The sequence below is a fragment of the Streptococcus sp. 27098_8_86 genome (genome assembly GCF_041432595.1).
Taxonomy (GTDB): Bacteria; Bacillota; Bacilli; order Lactobacillales; family Streptococcaceae; genus Streptococcus; species Streptococcus pneumoniae_F.
Map to the genome: position 1 here is coordinate 61484 of NZ_JAPVZW010000004.1, position 17413 is coordinate 78896.

Genomic DNA, 17413 nt, shown 5'->3' on the forward strand with positions numbered 1-17413 from the left:
TATTGTTAATGCAAAATAAAAAGCTTTAGAAATCAATATTTCTAAGGCCTTTTAAACTTATTAACTCTATTCCCATTCAACAGTTGCTGGTGGTTTACTTGTAATATCGTAGACGATACGGTTAACGTGGTCCACTTCATTTACGATACGTACTGAGATTTTTTGAAGTACTTCCCAAGGAATCTTTGCAAAATCAGCAGTCATACCATCGATAGAGGTGATTGCACGGATTGCAATCGTGTAGTCATAAGTACGACCGTCACCCATAACACCAACTGAACGAACGCCTGTGTTAACAGTGAAGTATTGCCAGATATCGCGGTCAAGGCCAGCTTTAGCAATTTCCTCACGCAGGATAGCGTCTGACTCACGAACTGTTTCTAGTTTTTCTTCAGTTATTTCACCCATGACACGGATCGCAAGTCCTGGTCCTGGGAATGGTTGGCGCCATACGATATGGTCTGGCATACCAAGCTCTGTACCAAGGGCACGGACTTCGTCCTTATAAAGAGTGTTGAGTGGTTCAATCAGTTCAAACTGCATGTCTTCTGGAAGACCGCCAACGTTGTGGTGTGACTTGATAGTCTGAGCAGTATCCGTACCAGACTCGATGACGTCTGTATAAAGAGTTCCTTGAGCAAGGAATTTCACATCTTTGAGCTTACTTGCTTCGTCATCAAAGACATACACAAATTCGTTACCGATGATTTTACGTTTTTGTTCAGGGTCAGAAACGCCAGCAAGTTTGTCAAGGAAACGTTTAGCAGCGTCTGCTTTAACGATATTCAAACCAAACTTACCACCAAGCATGTCCATAACTTGGTCCGCTTCTCCTTTACGAAGAAGACCGTGGTCCACGAAGATACAGATCAATTGATCGCCAATAGCCTTTTGGAGAAGAACCCCAACGACAGATGAGTCAACCCCACCGGATAGACCAAGAAGGACACGTTTATCACCGACAGTCTCACGGATTTTTTGGATCTGCATATCTATGAAATTATCCATTGACCAGTTGCCTTTAGCCTTACAAATGTTAAGGGCAAAGTTACGAAGGATATCATTTCCGTATACAGAATGACGAACTTCTGGGTGGAATTGAATACCGTAAATGTGTTTATCTGGATTTTCAATGGCTGCGTATGGGCAATCAGCTGAAGTTCCAGTACGAACAAAGTCAGCAGGAATCTCTGTAACCGCATCACCATGGCTCATCAAAACAGTCTGTTCATCAGGTGTTGATTCAAAAAGCGCTGATGGTGTGTGTGTTAGGGTTGATTGACCGTATTCACGATTTCCAGCATCACCTGCAGGAACAACTTTCCCTCCAAGTTTATGGGTCAATAACTGCATACCGTAACAAATTCCCAAAATAGGAATTCCGAGTTCGAAGATTTCTGGGTCAATATCAAATGAACCATCTTCATATACAGAATTTGGACCACCTGAAAGGATGATTCCTACAGGGTTGATTTCACGAACTTCAGCAGCTGAAATTTTATGACTTTTTAGTTCTGAAAAAACGCCAATCTCACGGATACGGCGTGAAATCAGCTGGTTGTATTGGCTACCATAGTCCAATACGATGATTTTTTCTACATCTTGCAAATCAGTTGAAATGTTGCTCATCTTTTTCCTTTCTCAAAAGAAATATCTTTTTCCAATATTCTATCACAAATAAGGGTGAATTACCAACTAAACAAGGCGAAGTTTGACTTTTTCTAGTTTATTGGGGTACAATAGAGAAAAGATAGAAATGAAGTGAAAAATATGCTACCTGCTTATATGAAAATCCACGATCAGATTAAAAAGGATATTGACGAACATCGTTGGGCCATTGGAGAGAGACTTCCCAGTGAACGAGACTTAGCAGAGCAGTTTGCGGTCAGTCGCATGACCCTCCGCCAAGCTATTTCCCTCTTGGTCGAAGAAGGAGTTTTAGAGCGCCGTGTAGGAAGTGGCACCTTTGTATCCAGTACACGTGTACAAGAAAAGATGCGAGGGACAACCAGTTTTACTGAAATTGTTAAGTCCCAAGGTAAAGTCCCTTCAAGCCAGCTCATTTCCTACAGAAAAACCATTCCCAATGAGCAGGAAGTTGCAAAGTTAGGAATTTCTCCAACGGAGAATATTATCCGAATGGAACGGGTCCGCTATGCCGACCAAGTTCCTCTAGTTTATGAAGTTGCTTCTATTCCTGAAAAATTCATTAAGGACTTTAAAAAAGAAGAAATCACTAGTCATTTCTTCCAGACCTTGCAAAAACATGGCTACCGTATTGGCAAATCACAGCAGACTATCTATGCTCGCCTTGCTAAGGAAAAAATTGCCCACTATTTGGAAGTTGAAAAAGGACATGCTATTCTTGGTCTGACTCAGATTTCTTACCTAGAAGATGGTACTGCATTTGAATACGTAAAAAGTCAGTATGTAGGCGAACGCTTTGAATTTTATCTTGAGAATAACTAGTCTAGAAAGGCTAGTTTTTTGATTTCCTAAAAGATTAGAATTGTCAAAACAATCTGTCTAGGCTTGATTTTATCGCTTATTTACTATAAAATGAGAAGGAAAAACGTCAAACTTTTATATTGCAAATAGGAGAAAACATGACAAAAACATTAAAACGTCCTGAGGTTTTATCACCTGCAGGGACTTTAGAGAAGCTAAAAGTAGCTGTTCAGTATGGAGCAGATGCTGTCTTTATCGGTGGTCAAGCCTATGGTCTTCGTAGTCGTGCCGGAAACTTTACCTTTGAACAGATGGAAGAAGGTGTCCAGTTTGCGGCCAAGTATGGTGCTAAGGTTTATGTGGCTGCCAACATGGTTATGCACGAAGGAAATGAAGAAGGGGCTGGTGAGTGGTTCCGTAAACTGCGTGATATCGGGATTGCAGCAGTTATCGTATCTGACCCAGCCTTGATCATGATTGCAGCGACTGAAGCACCAGGTCTTGAAATCCACCTCTCTACCCAAGCAAGTGCAACTAACTATGAAACCCTTGAGTTCTGGAAAGAACTGGGCTTGACTCGTGTCGTTTTGGCGCGTGAGGTTTCGATGGAAGAATTAGCTGAAATCCGCAAACGTACAGATGTTGAGATTGAAGCCTTTGTCCACGGAGCCATGTGTATTTCTTACTCTGGTCGTTGTACTCTTTCAAACCACATGAGTATGCGTGATGCTAACCGTGGTGGTTGCTCTCAGTCTTGCCGTTGGAAGTATGATCTTTATGATATGCCATTTGGGAAAGAACGTAAGAGCTTGAAAGGGGAAATCCCAGAAGAATTTTCAATGTCAGCTGTTGACATGTCCATGATTGACCATATCCCAGATATGATTGAAAATGGTGTGGACAGTCTAAAAATCGAAGGACGCATGAAGTCTATTCACTATGTTTCAACAGTAACTAACTGCTATAAGGCAGCTGTTGATGCTTATCTAGAGAGTCCAGAGAAGTTTGAATCTATCAAGCAAGACTTGATTGATGAGATGTGGAAGGTTGCTCAACGTGAATTAGCAACAGGTTTCTACTATGGTACACCATCTGAAAATGAGCAGTTGTTTGGTGCTCGTCGTAAAATTCCTGAGTATAAGTTTGTCGCTGAAGTAGTTGCTTATGATGATGCGGCTCAAACGGCAACCATTCGTCAACGGAATGTCATCAACGAAGGCGATCAAGTTGAGTTTTATGGGCCAGGTTTCCGTCATTTTGAGACTTATATCGAAGATTTGCATGATGCTAAAGGAAATAAGATCAATCGCGCTCCAAATCCAATGGAACTATTGACTATCAAGGTTCCACAACCTGTTCAAGCTGGAGACATGGTTCGAGCTCTCAAAGAAGGACTCATCAATCTTTATAAAGAAGATGGCACCAGCGTCACAGTGCGTGCTTAATAAATATGTAGGGGATGAAAGCTTTCTAGTTGCTTTCCCTTTAATCCTACTTACTAAAAGAACATTAGGTTAAAGAAAATATATTAATTTCCATCCGAGATTTCATCTCGGATTTTTTCAATATTTTTCAGAAATGTCTAGATAATGGTCGGATTTATTACAAGTTTTTTACAAAGTTTTCTATATAATAGGCTTAAAAATAGTAAAATTGTAAATAATTTTCATTAAACGCTTTCAACGTAAGTAAAAAGTTGACAAATCCAATTTTTAGGACTAAACTAAGTAAGTAAATTTTAATTAAAAGGAGAATTCGTCATGAATTTAACATTTTTCGGTCTATGTCTTGCCTGTATGGGTGTATCTCTTGGTGAAGGTATGTTGATGAACGGTTTGTTGAAATCAGTTGCTCGCCAACCAGATATCATCTCAGAACTACGTAGTTTGATGATCCTAGGGGTTGCCTTTATTGAAGGTACTTTCTTCGTTACTCTTGTCTTTTCATTTATCATCAAATAAAAGAAGTATAAATTGAAAAAGGGAGGATTTTAGATGGAAGAAAGTATTAATCCAACCATCAATATTGGTCCTGTTACCTTTAATTTAACCATAGTAGTTTTGACTTTGTTGACTGTAGCACTTATTTTTGGCTTTATTTATTGGGCAACTCGAAATATGACTTTGAGACCCACAGGAAAACAAAATGTATTAGAGTATTTATTTGATTTTGTTGTTGGATTTACAAAATCAAACCTTGGTCCAATGATAAAGGATTATTCTCTCTTTTATTTCTGTTTATTCCTATTTATGGCCATTGCAAATAATATTGGCTTAATGGCTAGAATTCAGACTACAGATGGTGTAAATCTTTGGACCTCACCAACAGCAAATTTGTCATTTGACTTGGTCTTGTCTTTTACAATTATCTTGATGACCCACGTAGAAGGAATTCGTCGTCGTGGAATCAAAAAGTATTTAAAAGCATTTGTAACACCAGGTTTTATGACACCAATGAATCTCTTGGAAGAAGTTACCAATCTCCTTTCACTTGCATTGCGGGTCTTTGGTAATATCTTTGCAGGGGAAGTGATGGCAAGTATGTTAGTCCTACTTTCTCATCAGGCCTTCTATTGGTATCCTATTGCTTTTGGAACAAATCTAATCTGGACTGCATTTTCTGTTTTTATTTCTTGTGTACAAGCATATGTATTTACATTGTTATCTTCAATGTACCTAGGAAATAAAATTAATGATGAAGAATAGAAAGGAGTAGTTTATGAATGTAACAGTAGGTGAATTACTTGGTGATTTTATACTAATCGCTGGTTCCTTTATTCTCTTGCTAGTCTTGGTTAAGAAATACGCTTGGTCAAATTTGACTAGTATTTTCGAACAAAGAGCAGAAAAAATTGCAGCAGATATTGACGGAGCTGAACAAGCACGTCAAAAAGCAGAAGTATTGGCTCAAAAACGCGAAGATGAATTGGCTGGTAGCCGTAAAGAAGCTAAGACAATCATTGAGAATGCGAAAGAAACAGCTGAGAAAAGTAAAGCTAGTATTTTAGCAGATGCTAAGCTAGAAGCAGGACGCTTGAAAGAAAAAGCGAACCAAGAAATTGCTCAAAATAAAGCTGAAGCTTTACACAGTGTTAAGGGTGAGGTAGCAGATTTGACAATCAGCTTGGCTGGTAAAATCATCTCACAAAACCTTGACGGTCATGCCCATAAAGAACTCATTGATCAGTATATCGATCAGCTAGGAGAAGCTTAATGGACAAGAAAACAGTAAAGGTAATTGAAAAATACAGCATGCCTTTTGTCCAATTGGTTTTAGAAAAAGGAGAAGAAGACCGTATCTTTTCAGACTTAGCTCAAATCAAGCAAGTTGCTGAAGAAACAGGCTTACCTTCTTTTTTAAAAAAAGTGGCAGTAGACGAGTCTGACAAGGAAAAAACGATTACGTTCTTCCAAGATTCAGTGTCATCTTTATTGCAAAACTTTATCCAGGTTCTTATCTACAATCACAGAGCAAATCTTTTTTATGATATTCTTGTAGATTGCTTGAACCGACTTGAAAAAGAAACAAATCGATTTGAAGTGACGATTACGTCAGCTCATCCTTTAACTGATGAACAAAAGAGTCGTTTGCTCCCTTTGATTGAGAAAAAAATGTCTCTGAAAGTAAGGAGTGTAAAAGAACAAATCGATGAAAGTCTTATTGGTGGTTTTGTCATTTTTGCCAATCACAAGACAATTGATGTGAGTATTAAACAACAACTTAAAGTTGTTAAAGAAAATTTGAAATAGAAAGTGGTGTTCTTTTGGCAATTAACGCACAAGAAATCAGCGCTTTAATTAAGCAACAAATTGAAAATTTCAAACCCAATTTTGATGTGACTGAAACAGGTGTTGTAACCTATATCGGGGACGGTATCGCGCGTGCTCACGGCCTTGAAAATGCCATGAGTGGAGAGTTGTTGATTTTTGAAAACGGCTCTTATGGTATGGCTCAAAACTTGGAGTCAACAGACGTTGGTATTATCATCCTAGGTGACTTTACAGATATCCGTGAAGGCGATACAATCCGCCGTACAGGGAAAATCATGGAAGTCCCAGTAGGTGAAAGTCTGATTGGTCGTGTTGTGGATCCGCTTGGTCGTCCAGTTGACGGTCTTGGAGAAATCCACACTGATAAAACTCGTCCAGTAGAAGCGCCAGCTCCTGGTGTTATGCAACGTAAGTCTGTATCAGAACCATTGCAAACTGGTTTGAAAGCTATCGACGCCCTTGTACCGATTGGTCGTGGTCAACGTGAGTTGATTATCGGTGACCGTCAGACAGGGAAAACAACAATTGCGATTGATACAATCTTGAACCAAAAGGGTCAAGATATGATCTGTATCTACGTAGCGATTGGACAGAAAGAATCAACAGTTCGTACGCAAGTAGAAACACTTCGTCAGTACGGTGCCTTGGACTACACAATCGTTGTGACAGCCTCTGCTTCACAACCATCTCCATTGCTCTTCCTAGCTCCTTATGCTGGGGTTGCCATGGCGGAAGAATTTATGTACCAAGGTAAGCATGTTTTGATCGTTTATGATGATCTTTCAAAACAAGCGGTAGCTTATCGTGAACTGTCTCTTTTGCTTCGTCGTCCTCCAGGTCGTGAAGCCTTCCCAGGGGATGTTTTCTACCTTCACAGCCGTTTGCTTGAGCGCTCAGCTAAAGTTTCTGATGAACTTGGTGGTGGATCTATTACAGCCCTACCGTTTATCGAGACACAAGCAGGAGATATCTCTGCCTATATCGCAACCAACGTGATTTCAATCACTGATGGACAAATCTTCCTTGGTGATGGTCTCTTCAATGCGGGTATTCGTCCAGCCATTGACGCGGGTTCATCTGTATCTCGTGTAGGTGGTTCTGCACAAATTAAAGCCATGAAAAAGGTTGCTGGTACACTTCGTATCGACCTTGCTTCATACCGTGAGTTGGAAGCCTTCACTAAGTTTGGTTCTGACTTGGACGCAGCAACACAGGCTAAGTTGAACCGTGGACGTCGTACAGTTGAAGTCTTGAAACAACCTGTTCACAAACCATTACCTGTTGAGAAACAAGTAACCATTCTCTATGCTTTGACACATGGTTTCTTGGATACTGTTCCAGTAGATGAAATTGTTCGTTTTGAGGAAGAGTTCCATGCCTTCTTTGATGCTCAACATCCAGAGATTTTGGAAACCATTCGTGATACAAAAGACTTGCCAGACGAAGCAGTCTTGGATGCTGCGATTACAGAGTTTCTCAATCAAACCAGCTTCCAATAAGAATAGAGGTGTCAGATGGCAGTATCTCTAAATGATATTAAAACAAAAATCGCCTCAACAAAAAATACGAGTCAAATCACTAATGCCATGCAGATGGTATCAGCTGCTAAGCTAGGTCGTTCTGAAGAAGCTGCTCGCAACTTCCAAGTTTATGCTCAGAAAGTTCGTAAACTTTTGACGGATATTCTTCATGGTAATGGAGCCGGCAGTTCAACCAATCCGATGTTGATTAGTCGTCCAGTTAAGAAGACAGGTTATATCGTCATTACTTCAGACCGCGGTTTGGTTGGAGGCTATAATTCTTCTATTTTGAAAGCCGTTATGGAGCTGAAAGAAGAATACCATCCAGACGGTAAAGGTTTTGAAATGATCTGTATTGGTGGAATGGGAGCTGATTTCTTTAAAGCTCGTGGTATTCAACCACTTTATGAACTACGTGGCTTGGCAGATCAACCAAGCTTTGATGAAGTTCGTAAGATTATTTCAAAAACTGTTGAAATGTACCAAAATGAACTTTTTGATGAACTCTATGTCTGCTATAACCACCATGTCAATACGCTAACCAGTCAAATGCGTGTGGAGCAAATGCTTCCGATTGTTGACTTGGATCCAAATGAAGCGGATGACAGTTACAGCTTGACCTTTGAATTGGAAACTAGCCGAGAAGAAATTTTGGAGCAGTTGTTGCCTCAGTTTGCAGAAAGTATGATTTATGGTGCTATTATCGATGCTAAGACAGCTGAAAATGCTGCGGGTATGACAGCCATGCAAACAGCGACAGATAATGCTAAGAAAGTCATTAATGATTTGACAATTCAGTATAACCGTGCCAGACAGGCGGCGATTACACAAGAAATTACAGAAATCGTAGCAGGAGCTAGTGCCTTAGAATAGGCACTAGTCCAGCTCGTATGAAAATGAACTTAGGACCTAGTTAAGCTAGGGACCGACAGTATCTTATATAGAATAGGAGAAGGAGATGAGTTCAGGTAAAATTGCTCAGGTTATCGGTCCCGTTGTAGACGTCTTGTTTGCAGCAGGGGAAAAACTTCCTGAGATTAACAATGCACTTGTCGTCTACAAAAATGACGAAAGAAAAACAAAAATCGTCCTTGAAGTAGCCTTGGAGTTGGGAGATGGTATGGTTCGTACTATCGCCATGGAATCAACAGATGGTTTGACTCGTGGAATGGAAGTATTGGACACAGGTCGTCCAATCTCTGTACCAGTAGGTAAAGAAACTTTGGGACGTGTCTTCAACGTTTTGGGAGATACCATTGACTTGGAAGCTCCTTTTACAGAAGATGCAGAGCGTCAGCCAATTCATAAAAAAGCTCCAACTTTTGATGAGTTGTCTACCTCTTCTGAAATCCTTGAAACAGGGATTAAGGTTATCGACCTTCTTGCCCCTTACCTTAAAGGTGGTAAAGTTGGACTTTTCGGTGGTGCCGGAGTTGGTAAAACTGTCTTGATTCAAGAATTGATTCACAACATTGCCCAAGAACACGGTGGTATTTCAGTATTTACTGGTGTTGGGGAACGTACTCGTGAGGGGAATGACCTTTACTGGGAAATGAAAGAATCAGGTGTTATCGAGAAAACAGCCATGGTATTTGGTCAGATGAATGAGCCACCAGGAGCACGTATGCGTGTTGCCCTTACTGGTTTGACAATCGCTGAATACTTCCGTGATGTAGAAGGACAAGACGTGCTTCTCTTTATCGATAATATCTTCCGTTTCACTCAGGCTGGTTCAGAAGTATCTGCCCTTTTGGGTCGTATGCCATCAGCCGTTGGTTACCAACCAACACTTGCTACGGAAATGGGTCAATTGCAAGAGCGTATCACATCAACTAAGAAGGGTTCTGTAACCTCTATCCAGGCTATCTATGTGCCAGCGGATGACTATACTGACCCAGCGCCAGCAACAGCCTTCGCTCACTTGGACTCAACAACTAACTTGGAACGTAAGTTGGTACAATTGGGTATCTACCCAGCCGTTGACCCACTTGCTTCAAGCTCACGTGCCTTGGCACCTGAAATTGTTGGAGAAGAGCACTATGCAGTTGCTGCTGAAGTAAAACGCGTTCTTCAACGTTACCATGAATTGCAAGATATCATTGCTATCCTTGGTATGGATGAGCTTTCTGATGAAGAAAAGACCTTGGTTGCTCGTGCCCGTCGTATCCAGTTCTTCTTGTCACAAAACTTCAACGTTGCGGAACAATTTACTGGTCAGCCAGGTTCTTATGTTCCAGTTGCTGAAACTGTTCGCGGCTTTAAGGAAATACTTGATGGTAAACACGACCACTTGCCAGAAGATGCCTTCCGTGGTGTAGGTTCTATCGAAGATGTGATTGCAAAAGCTGAAAAAATGGGATTTTAAGAGGTGATCTATGGCTCAGTTAACTGTCCAGATCGTGACACCAGATGGTCTCGTCTATGATCACCATGCCAGCTTTGTATCAGTTCGAACTCTGGATGGTGAGATGGGAATCTTGCCACGACATGAAAATATGATTGCAGTTTTAGCAGTTGATGAGGTTAAGGTTAAACGTGTAGATGATGAAAATCACGTGAACTGGATTGCAGTGAACGGGGGCGTTATCGAAGTTGCCAATGGCGTTGTCACAATTGTTGCTGACTCTGCAGAACGTGCTCGTGATATCGACGTTAGTCGTGCAGAACGTGCCAAACTTCGAGCAGAGCGTGAAATTGAAGAAGCACACGACAAACACTTGATTGACCAAGAACGTCGTGCGAAGATTGCACTGCAACGTGCCATTAACCGTATTAATGTCGGAAATAGACTATAAGAAAAAAATGAACTTGAGTTACCAAGTTCATTTTTTATGTTTTCTTAGGGAGCAAAACTGATGCAAAATTAGAATTGTCTAGAGATATAAAAGATAATTAAAAGATTGCATAGTTCAATTTGCGTAGCAGAAATCATACAAATAAAATTGATTATAGTAAAATAGAATTAGAATTATTAAGAAAGTTGGTTCTTTATTGGAAACGATAGTATTTTCAATCTCTGTTTTTCTAGCAGGGATCTTGTCCTTCTTTTCCCCTTGCATTTTCCCTCTGTTACCTGTCTATACTGGTATCTTATTGGATGATCAGGATAGTGCAAAAAGTTTTTCATTATTTGGGAAAAAAGTTGCCTGGTCAGGTTTGATTCGAACACTTTGCTTTATTGCAGGTATCTCTCTCATTTTCTTTATCTTAGGATTTGGTGCTGGTTACTTTGGTAATATTCTCTATGCCAATTGGTTTCGATATGTCATGGGAACAATTATTATCATTTTGGGCCTTCACCAGATGGAAATTTTTCATTTTAAGAAATTAGAGGTTCAAAAAAGCTTTACCTTTAAAAAATCAGATTCTAATCGTTATTGGTCAGCTTTTTTACTTGGTATTACCTTTAGCTTTGGTTGGACGCCTTGTATTGGGCCGGTTTTAAGTTCTGTCTTAGCACTTGCGGCTTCTGGAGGTAATGGCGCTTGGCAAGGAGCTATCTATACTCTTATTTACACTCTGGGAATGGCCATTCCTTTCTTGGTCTTGGCTCTAGCTTCAGGCGTAGTGATGCCTTATTTTAGTAAACTCAAGCGCCATATGATGCTACTTAAGAAAATTGGTGGTTTCCTCATTATTTTAATGGGAATTTTGTTACTATTAGGACAAGTAAATGTTCTAGCTGGAATTTTTGAATAAAGGAGAAAAAGATGAAAAAAGTAATGTTTGCTGGCTTAAGCCTCTTGTCACTAGTTGTATTGATGGCCTGTGGCGAGGAAGAGACTAAAAAGACTCAAGCACCAGAACAATCCCCAAAACAACAGCAACAAACGCCTGTACAACAAATTGCTGTTGGAAAAGATGCTCCAGACTTCACCTTGCAATCTATGGATGGTAAAGAAGTTAAGTTATCTGATTATAAGGGGAAAAAAGTCTACTTGAAGTTTTGGGCTTCATGGTGTGGTCCATGTAAGAAAAGTATGCCTGAGTTGATGGAATTAGCAGCGAAACCAGATCGTGATTTTGAAATTCTTAGTGTCATTGCACCAGGAATTCAAGGTGAAAAAACTGTCGAGCAATTTCCACAATGGTTCCAAGATCAAGGATATAAAGATATCCCAGTACTTTATGACACAAAAGGAACCACCTTCCAAGCTTATCAAATTCGAAGCATTCCTACAGAATACCTGATTGATAGTCAAGGAAAGATTGGAAAGATTCAATTTGGTGTCATCAGCAACGAGGATGCAGAAGCAGCCTTTAAAGAAATGAACTAGAATCAAGATTTTAAAATAGTATTTATACAATCAATCCCCTAGATTTTAGATAGTATTAATCTAAGATTTAGGGGATTTTTGCTATCAATAAATTAAGTTTAAAAAAGAAGGGAGTTCTGTATTATACAGATTCCCCTTCTTTTTCTTTAAACATAATATTTATTTTTTAGCTTTAAGAAGTTTATTATATCATAGCTTCTCGTTGATAAAGCGGATAAACTGATTCCACCAAACTTTTAAGAAGAAGGCTTTTTCTACTTTCTTTTCTGCTACCATTTCAAAACTAGGACGTTCTGTGGTGATGTAACCTTGACCAATCAAGTCTGAGTCTTCATAAGTCAAATGTCCAACCACTGTTCCGGCTTCAAGTGGTGCTGGAATTGCCTTAGAATCAGGTGTGAATTGAACAGATTGAGAAGATTGATTCCCAATACGTTCAATTAGAGAAATATCATCTTTAGCAACAGCAGTGACTGTATCTTCTTTTCCGTCTTGTACAGGGACTTTGCTATCTTGATAGGCATCACCTTTCTGAACGATTTTGCGAAGTGTGAATGTAGAAGAGATATAATCCATTAGTGAAGATGTAGCTGTGAAGCGAGCGTAAGGATTATTGTCTTGATGATCCGCATTCAAAACAACTGTGATAACCCTCATGCCTTTTTCGACAGTAGTACCAACAAAAGACTCTCCAGCCTTATCTGTGGTCCCTGTTTTTAATCCATCAAAACCACCGCGATAAGCAGGCATACCCTCTAACATGTAATTGGTAGAAGTGATTGCCATTCCAGCAAAAGTAGAAGAAGGTTTTTTCGTGATTTCTAAGACTTGTGGGTATTTTTTTATGAGGTTGCGAGCAACGATAGCGACATCATAAGCGCTGAGCTTATTTTCCTCATCTTTTTTAGAGCCTGGGTAAATGTTATCACCTAGACTCTCATTGTTAAGACCCGTCGTATTGACAACAGTGGCATCCTGAATTCCCCATTCTAAGAGCTTTGCCCTCATCATATCGACGAAATCTTTTTCTGAGCCTGCAATTTTCTCAGCTAGCGCAATAGCCGCACTGTTGGCGCTAGATACCAGGGTTGCCTCAAGTAGTTGTTCGACGGTATAATTACGAGCTTCCATAGGAACGTTACTCGCTTCAGAATTTGTCGTTAATTTGTAAGGATAATCAGAAATATCTACCGGAGTTGATAGTGTAATACTGCCGTTTTCCAAGGCTTCATAGACAAGATAAACAGTAATTAACTTTGTGATTGAAGCAATTTCAACTGGCTGGGTTGCATCTTTCTCATAGAGAATTTTACCAGTATTTGCCTCAACAGCAATTGCATGTTTAGCAGCAATATTAAAATCTTGAGCAGCAACAGTAGATGCTGAGCCAATAATGGAAAGGCTTAAAAGAGTTAAAATTATTTTTTTCATAGTAAGTTTATTCTATCATAAAGAAAAAAATATTCCCAGTTTCATGATAGAAGAAAGAAGCTTTTTTGAAAGTGTGGTAAAATAGATGAATGGAGGTACTTCATGTTTCGTAAGAATAAATTATTTTTTTGGACCAGTGAGATTTTACTATTAACCATCATCTTCTATTTATGGAGACAGATGGGAGCGATTATTACACCTTTTGTAAGCGTTGCAAACACTATAATGATTCCCTTTCTTTTAGGTGGTTTTTTATATTATTTGACCAATCCTATTGTAAATTTTTTACAAAAGTATTTCAAAATTAACCGTATCATTGGTATTTTACTAACCTTGTGTACCTTGGTCTGGGGGCTAGTTATTGGGGTAGTTTATCTTTTACCGATTTTGATTAATCAGTTGACCAGTTTGATAGCAACAAGTCAGACAATTTATAGTCGTTTGCAAGATTTGATTGTGGATTTATCTACTTATCCAGCCTTTCAAAATATAGATATTCAAGCGACAATTCAACAATTAAATCTATCCTATGTAGATATTCTACAAAATATCTTAAATAGTGTGACGAATAGTGTTGGAAGTGTCTTATCTGCGCTCTTTAGTACCGTTTTGATTATTATCATGACCCCTGTGTTCTTAATTTATTTTTTGTTAGACGGTAACAAGTTCTTGCCGATGCTTGAACGTACTGTTTTAAAGAGAGATAAGCTACATATTGCAGGCCTATTAAAGAATTTGAATGCGACAATTGCTCGCTATATTAGTGGAGTTGCAATTGATGCGATTATTATTGGGTGTTTGGCCTTTATTGGATATAGTATTATTGGTTTAAAATATGCTTTGGTCTTCGCCATCTTTTCAGGATTAGCCAATCTCATTCCTTATGTAGGACCAAGTATTGGCTTGATTCCAATGATTATCGCTAATGTCTTTACTGATCCTCATAGAATGCTGATTGCAGTTGTTTATATGCTAATTATTCAACAAGTGGATGGAAATATCCTCTACCCTCGAATCGTTGGTGGGGTAATGAAGGTTCATCCAATTACGATTTTAGTATTGCTTTTGTTATCAAGTAATATCTATGGTGTCATTGGCATGATTGTCGCAGTACCAACCTATTCTATCTTGAAAGAAATTTCTAAGTTTTTATCACGTTTGTATGAAAATCATAAAATAATGAAAGAACGAGAAAGAGAATTAGCTAAGTAAAAGTCAGGAAATTCCTGATTTTTCTTTTTATTTAGGCAAATGATAGGAGTGGAAGTGCCGTTTAGATTAGTAGATTAAGAATAATTCACAAAAACTTTGTAAAACACTTGCAATTTAGCTGAAATTTGATAAAATAGTAAGGAAAGTTAGACTGTATTGCCTACTGTCTATCTATAAAATATATTTTATTGGAGGCTTTTACTCAAATGGCAAAAGAAAAATACGATCGTAGTAAACCACACGTTAACATTGGTACTATCGGACACGTTGACCACGGTAAAACTACCCTAACTGCAGCTATCACAACTGTTTTGGCACGTCGCTTGCCTTCATCAGTTAACCAACCTAAAGACTATGCGTCTATCGATGCTGCTCCAGAAGAACGCGAACGCGGTATCACAATCAACACTGCGCACGTTGAGTACGAAACTGAAAAACGTCACTACGCTCACATCGACGCTCCAGGACACGCGGACTACGTTAAAAACATGATCACTGGTGCCGCTCAAATGGACGGAGCTATCCTTGTAGTAGCTTCAACTGACGGACCAATGCCACAAACTCGTGAGCACATCCTTCTTTCACGTCAGGTTGGTGTTAAACACCTTATCGTCTTCATGAACAAAGTTGACTTGGTTGACGACGAAGAATTGCTTGAATTGGTTGAAATGGAAATCCGTGACCTATTGTCAGAATACGACTTCCCAGGTGACGATCTTCCAGTTATCCAAGGTTCAGCTCTTAAAGCCCTTGAAGGTGACACTAAATACGAAGACATCGTTATGGAATTGATGAACACAGTTGATGAGTACATCCCAGAACCAGAACGTGACACTGACAAACCATTGCTTCTTCCAGTCGAAGACGTATTCTCAATCACTGGACGTGGTACAGTTGCTTCAGGACGTATCGACCGTGGTATCGTTAAAGTCAACGACGAAATCGAAATCGTTGGTATCAAAGAAGAAACTCAAAAAGCAGTTGTTACTGGTGTTGAAATGTTCCGTAAACAACTTGACGAAGGTCTTGCCGGAGATAACGTAGGTGTCCTTCTTCGTGGTGTTCAACGTGACGAAATCGAACGTGGACAAGTTATCGCTAAACCAGGTTCAATCAACCCACACACTAAATTTAAAGGTGAAGTTTACATCCTTACTAAAGAAGAAGGTGGACGTCACACTCCATTCTTCAACAACTACCGTCCACAATTCTACTTCCGTACTACTGACGTTACAGGTTCAATCGAACTTCCAGCAGGTACTGAAATGGTAATGCCTGGTGATAACGTGACAATCGACGTTGAGTTGATCCACCCAATCGCCGTAGAACAAGGTACTACATTCTCTATCCGTGAGGGTGGACGTACTGTTGGTTCAGGTATGGTTACAGAAATCGAAGCTTAATTCGATTTAGTTCCCAGAAGAACAATTATTTAAGTCAGACACTAAAAGAATCTTGCTTTGCAAGGTTCTTTTTCATTATGTCACTATTAGTCCGTCTAGCTCCGTTAGGTGTGAGACAAATAAATGATGGCTGTGAAATATTTTTACTTTTCATGGAAAAATTGTTTTGAGAAAGATTCCATCTTTTTTTGGGGGAGTAATTTGTAGATATAAAAAAGACAAACACTAAAATGATGTTTGTCTTTGGTGTGTAGCTCCGTTAGTTGGTCAGTTATAATTATGTTAATTAGCAAATCTGATGCAGACCGCTTCTGGGACATGGAAGTCATTAGAAAGTTCTGCAAGACGACCAGTTTCAGGATTGCGTTTAAAAACGGTTGCATTGTCAGAGTCTTGATGGATAGCAATGATAAATTCTTGATCCGGTGTCAAATCAAAATCACGTGGAGTCTTACCATGAGTCGGAACGATTTCTAACAACTCTAAACTACCGTCCGCAAGGATTGTATATACTGCGATAGAATCATGACCACGGTTAGAAGCGTAGAGGTATTTACCGTCTTTAGAGAGACGAATAGCAGCAGTACCATTAAAGCCTTCATAACCGTCTGGTAGAGTTGAAATGACTTGCATGCGTTCAAATTCGCCAACACCATCGTAGATTAGAACCTCGATAGTGCTATTAAGTTCACAAATGAGATAAGCAATTTTATAATGGTTATGGAAAATAATATGGCGTGAGCCTGCTGCTGGCTGGCTGTGATAGGTATAGAGTTTAGATAATTTTCCTTCTTGATCAAGATCATAAGTGATGACTTGGTCAGTTCCCAAGTCACAAGTCACTAGATAGTGATCAGGTGTTAAATCTGTATAGTGAACATGTGGAGAAGCTTGATTTTCATGTGGACCTTGGCCACTGTGTTGATCCACATCACTAAGTAGAAGACGACCATCTTCCTGACGTTTATAAACAAGGACCTGTCCCTTGTGGTAGTTTGCTGCGTACACCAAATCACGCTTTTCATCAACGGCAACATAACAGTGGGGAGCTCCTTCTTCCACGACATGATTTAATAAGGTTCCATCAGTTTGATAGGCTGCAATCCCCCCCTTATCGTCTTGACTACCAACAGTGTATAAATGTTGGTGTTGGTCAAAGGCAAGGTAGGTCGGACTTGGCTCAGCTGCAAAAAGTTCTAGATTTGAAAGCTGACCAGTTTCTGTATCGAAGTCTGCCTTGTAAATCCCTTGGGAAGTCCGACGTGTATAAGTTCCAAAATAAACAGTTTCTTTCATAACTTTACCTCTTTATAAAGATAAGTCTATTATATCACAAAATGAATTTATAATAT

The 17413-nt window shown here is 39.5% G+C and carries 17 protein-coding genes; 14 read left to right on the forward strand and 3 right to left on the reverse strand.

Annotated elements, in window-relative coordinates; genetic code table 11:
• Positions 1–66: 66 nt before the first annotated feature.
• Positions 67–1629 (reverse strand): glutamine-hydrolyzing GMP synthase, encoded by a 1563-nt coding sequence (guaA, locus tag O3616_RS05120; protein ID WP_371638289.1) that lies wholly within the window; start codon positions 1627–1629, stop codon positions 67–69.
• Positions 1630–1770: 141 nt separating this feature from the next.
• On the opposite strand from guaA, the gene O3616_RS05125 reads away from it, so the two are divergent.
• From O3616_RS05125 to sdbB, 12 genes are all read left to right on the forward strand, one after another.
• Positions 1771–2469: a GntR family transcriptional regulator gene (locus O3616_RS05125; RefSeq protein ID WP_265508579.1), complete on the forward strand. Its 699-nt coding sequence runs from the start codon at positions 1771–1773 to the stop codon at positions 2467–2469.
• 137 nt (positions 2470–2606) lie between these two features.
• Positions 2607–3893 carry a U32 family peptidase gene (locus O3616_RS05130; protein WP_371638290.1) on the forward strand — a complete coding sequence of 429 codons (1287 nt, stop codon included), beginning with the start codon at positions 2607–2609 and terminating at the stop codon, positions 3891–3893.
• Positions 3894–4208: 315 nt separating this feature from the next.
• A complete protein-coding gene (locus O3616_RS05135) occupies positions 4209–4409 on the forward strand; it encodes a F0F1 ATP synthase subunit C (RefSeq protein ID WP_001054560.1) in 201 nt (66 codons plus the stop codon).
• A 33-nt stretch (positions 4410–4442) separates the two neighbouring features.
• Entirely contained in the window at positions 4443–5153 is a 711-nt protein-coding gene (atpB, locus tag O3616_RS05140; protein ID WP_000392870.1) for a F0F1 ATP synthase subunit A, read from the forward strand.
• Between the two features lie 13 nt (positions 5154–5166).
• Positions 5167–5661, forward strand: a complete 495-nt coding sequence (gene atpF / locus O3616_RS05145) for a F0F1 ATP synthase subunit B (RefSeq protein ID WP_371638291.1) — start codon at positions 5167–5169, stop codon at positions 5659–5661.
• Complete coding sequence (locus tag O3616_RS05150; protein WP_084929605.1) at positions 5661–6197, forward strand: F0F1 ATP synthase subunit delta; 537 nt, start codon at positions 5661–5663, stop codon at positions 6195–6197. Before atpF ends, O3616_RS05150 begins: the two co-directional genes overlap by 1 nt.
• A gap of 14 nt (positions 6198–6211) precedes the next feature.
• Positions 6212–7717: a F0F1 ATP synthase subunit alpha gene (gene atpA, locus O3616_RS05155; RefSeq protein WP_070481960.1), complete on the forward strand. Its 1506-nt coding sequence runs from the start codon at positions 6212–6214 to the stop codon at positions 7715–7717.
• Positions 7718–7732: 15 nt separating this feature from the next.
• Entirely contained in the window at positions 7733–8611 is an 879-nt protein-coding gene (locus tag O3616_RS05160) for a F0F1 ATP synthase subunit gamma (RefSeq protein WP_000301224.1), read from the forward strand.
• Between the two features lie 85 nt (positions 8612–8696).
• Positions 8697–10103: a F0F1 ATP synthase subunit beta gene (gene atpD, locus O3616_RS05165; RefSeq protein ID WP_000094357.1), complete on the forward strand. Its 1407-nt coding sequence runs from the start codon at positions 8697–8699 to the stop codon at positions 10101–10103.
• A gap of 10 nt (positions 10104–10113) precedes the next feature.
• Positions 10114–10533, forward strand: a complete 420-nt coding sequence (locus O3616_RS05170) for a F0F1 ATP synthase subunit epsilon (protein WP_049493458.1) — start codon at positions 10114–10116, stop codon at positions 10531–10533.
• 196 nt (positions 10534–10729) lie between these two features.
• Complete coding sequence (gene ccdA2 / locus O3616_RS05175; RefSeq protein ID WP_042751026.1) at positions 10730–11437, forward strand: thiol-disulfide oxidoreductase-associated membrane protein CcdA2; 708 nt, start codon at positions 10730–10732, stop codon at positions 11435–11437.
• 11 nt (positions 11438–11448) lie between these two features.
• Positions 11449–12015, forward strand: coding sequence for a thiol-disulfide oxidoreductase-associated lipoprotein SdbB (gene sdbB, locus O3616_RS05180; RefSeq protein ID WP_049493461.1), 567 nt, complete (start codon positions 11449–11451; stop codon positions 12013–12015).
• Positions 12016–12204: 189 nt separating this feature from the next.
• On the opposite strand, the gene pbp3 is transcribed toward sdbB, so the two are convergent.
• The gene (gene pbp3 / locus O3616_RS05185; protein ID WP_371638292.1) at positions 12205–13446 is read right to left on the reverse strand and encodes a D-alanyl-D-alanine carboxypeptidase PBP3; all 1242 of its coding nucleotides are present in this window, start codon (positions 13444–13446) and stop codon (positions 12205–12207) included.
• Between the two features lie 102 nt (positions 13447–13548).
• On the opposite strand from pbp3, the gene O3616_RS05190 reads away from it, so the two are divergent.
• Together O3616_RS05190 and tuf are read left to right on the forward strand one after the other, a co-directional pair.
• On the forward strand, positions 13549–14658 hold the full coding sequence (locus O3616_RS05190; protein ID WP_049551951.1) for an AI-2E family transporter: 1110 nt from the start codon (positions 13549–13551) through the stop codon (positions 14656–14658).
• Positions 14659–14864: 206 nt separating this feature from the next.
• Positions 14865–16061 (forward strand): elongation factor Tu, encoded by a 1197-nt coding sequence (gene tuf, locus O3616_RS05195; RefSeq protein ID WP_001040726.1) that lies wholly within the window; start codon positions 14865–14867, stop codon positions 16059–16061.
• Between the two features lie 282 nt (positions 16062–16343).
• Here the strand turns inward: tuf and O3616_RS05200 are convergent, their stop codons facing one another.
• Positions 16344–17357 (reverse strand): lactonase family protein, encoded by a 1014-nt coding sequence (locus O3616_RS05200; RefSeq protein WP_371638293.1) that lies wholly within the window; start codon positions 17355–17357, stop codon positions 16344–16346.
• Between the last annotated feature and the right edge of the window lie 56 nt (positions 17358–17413).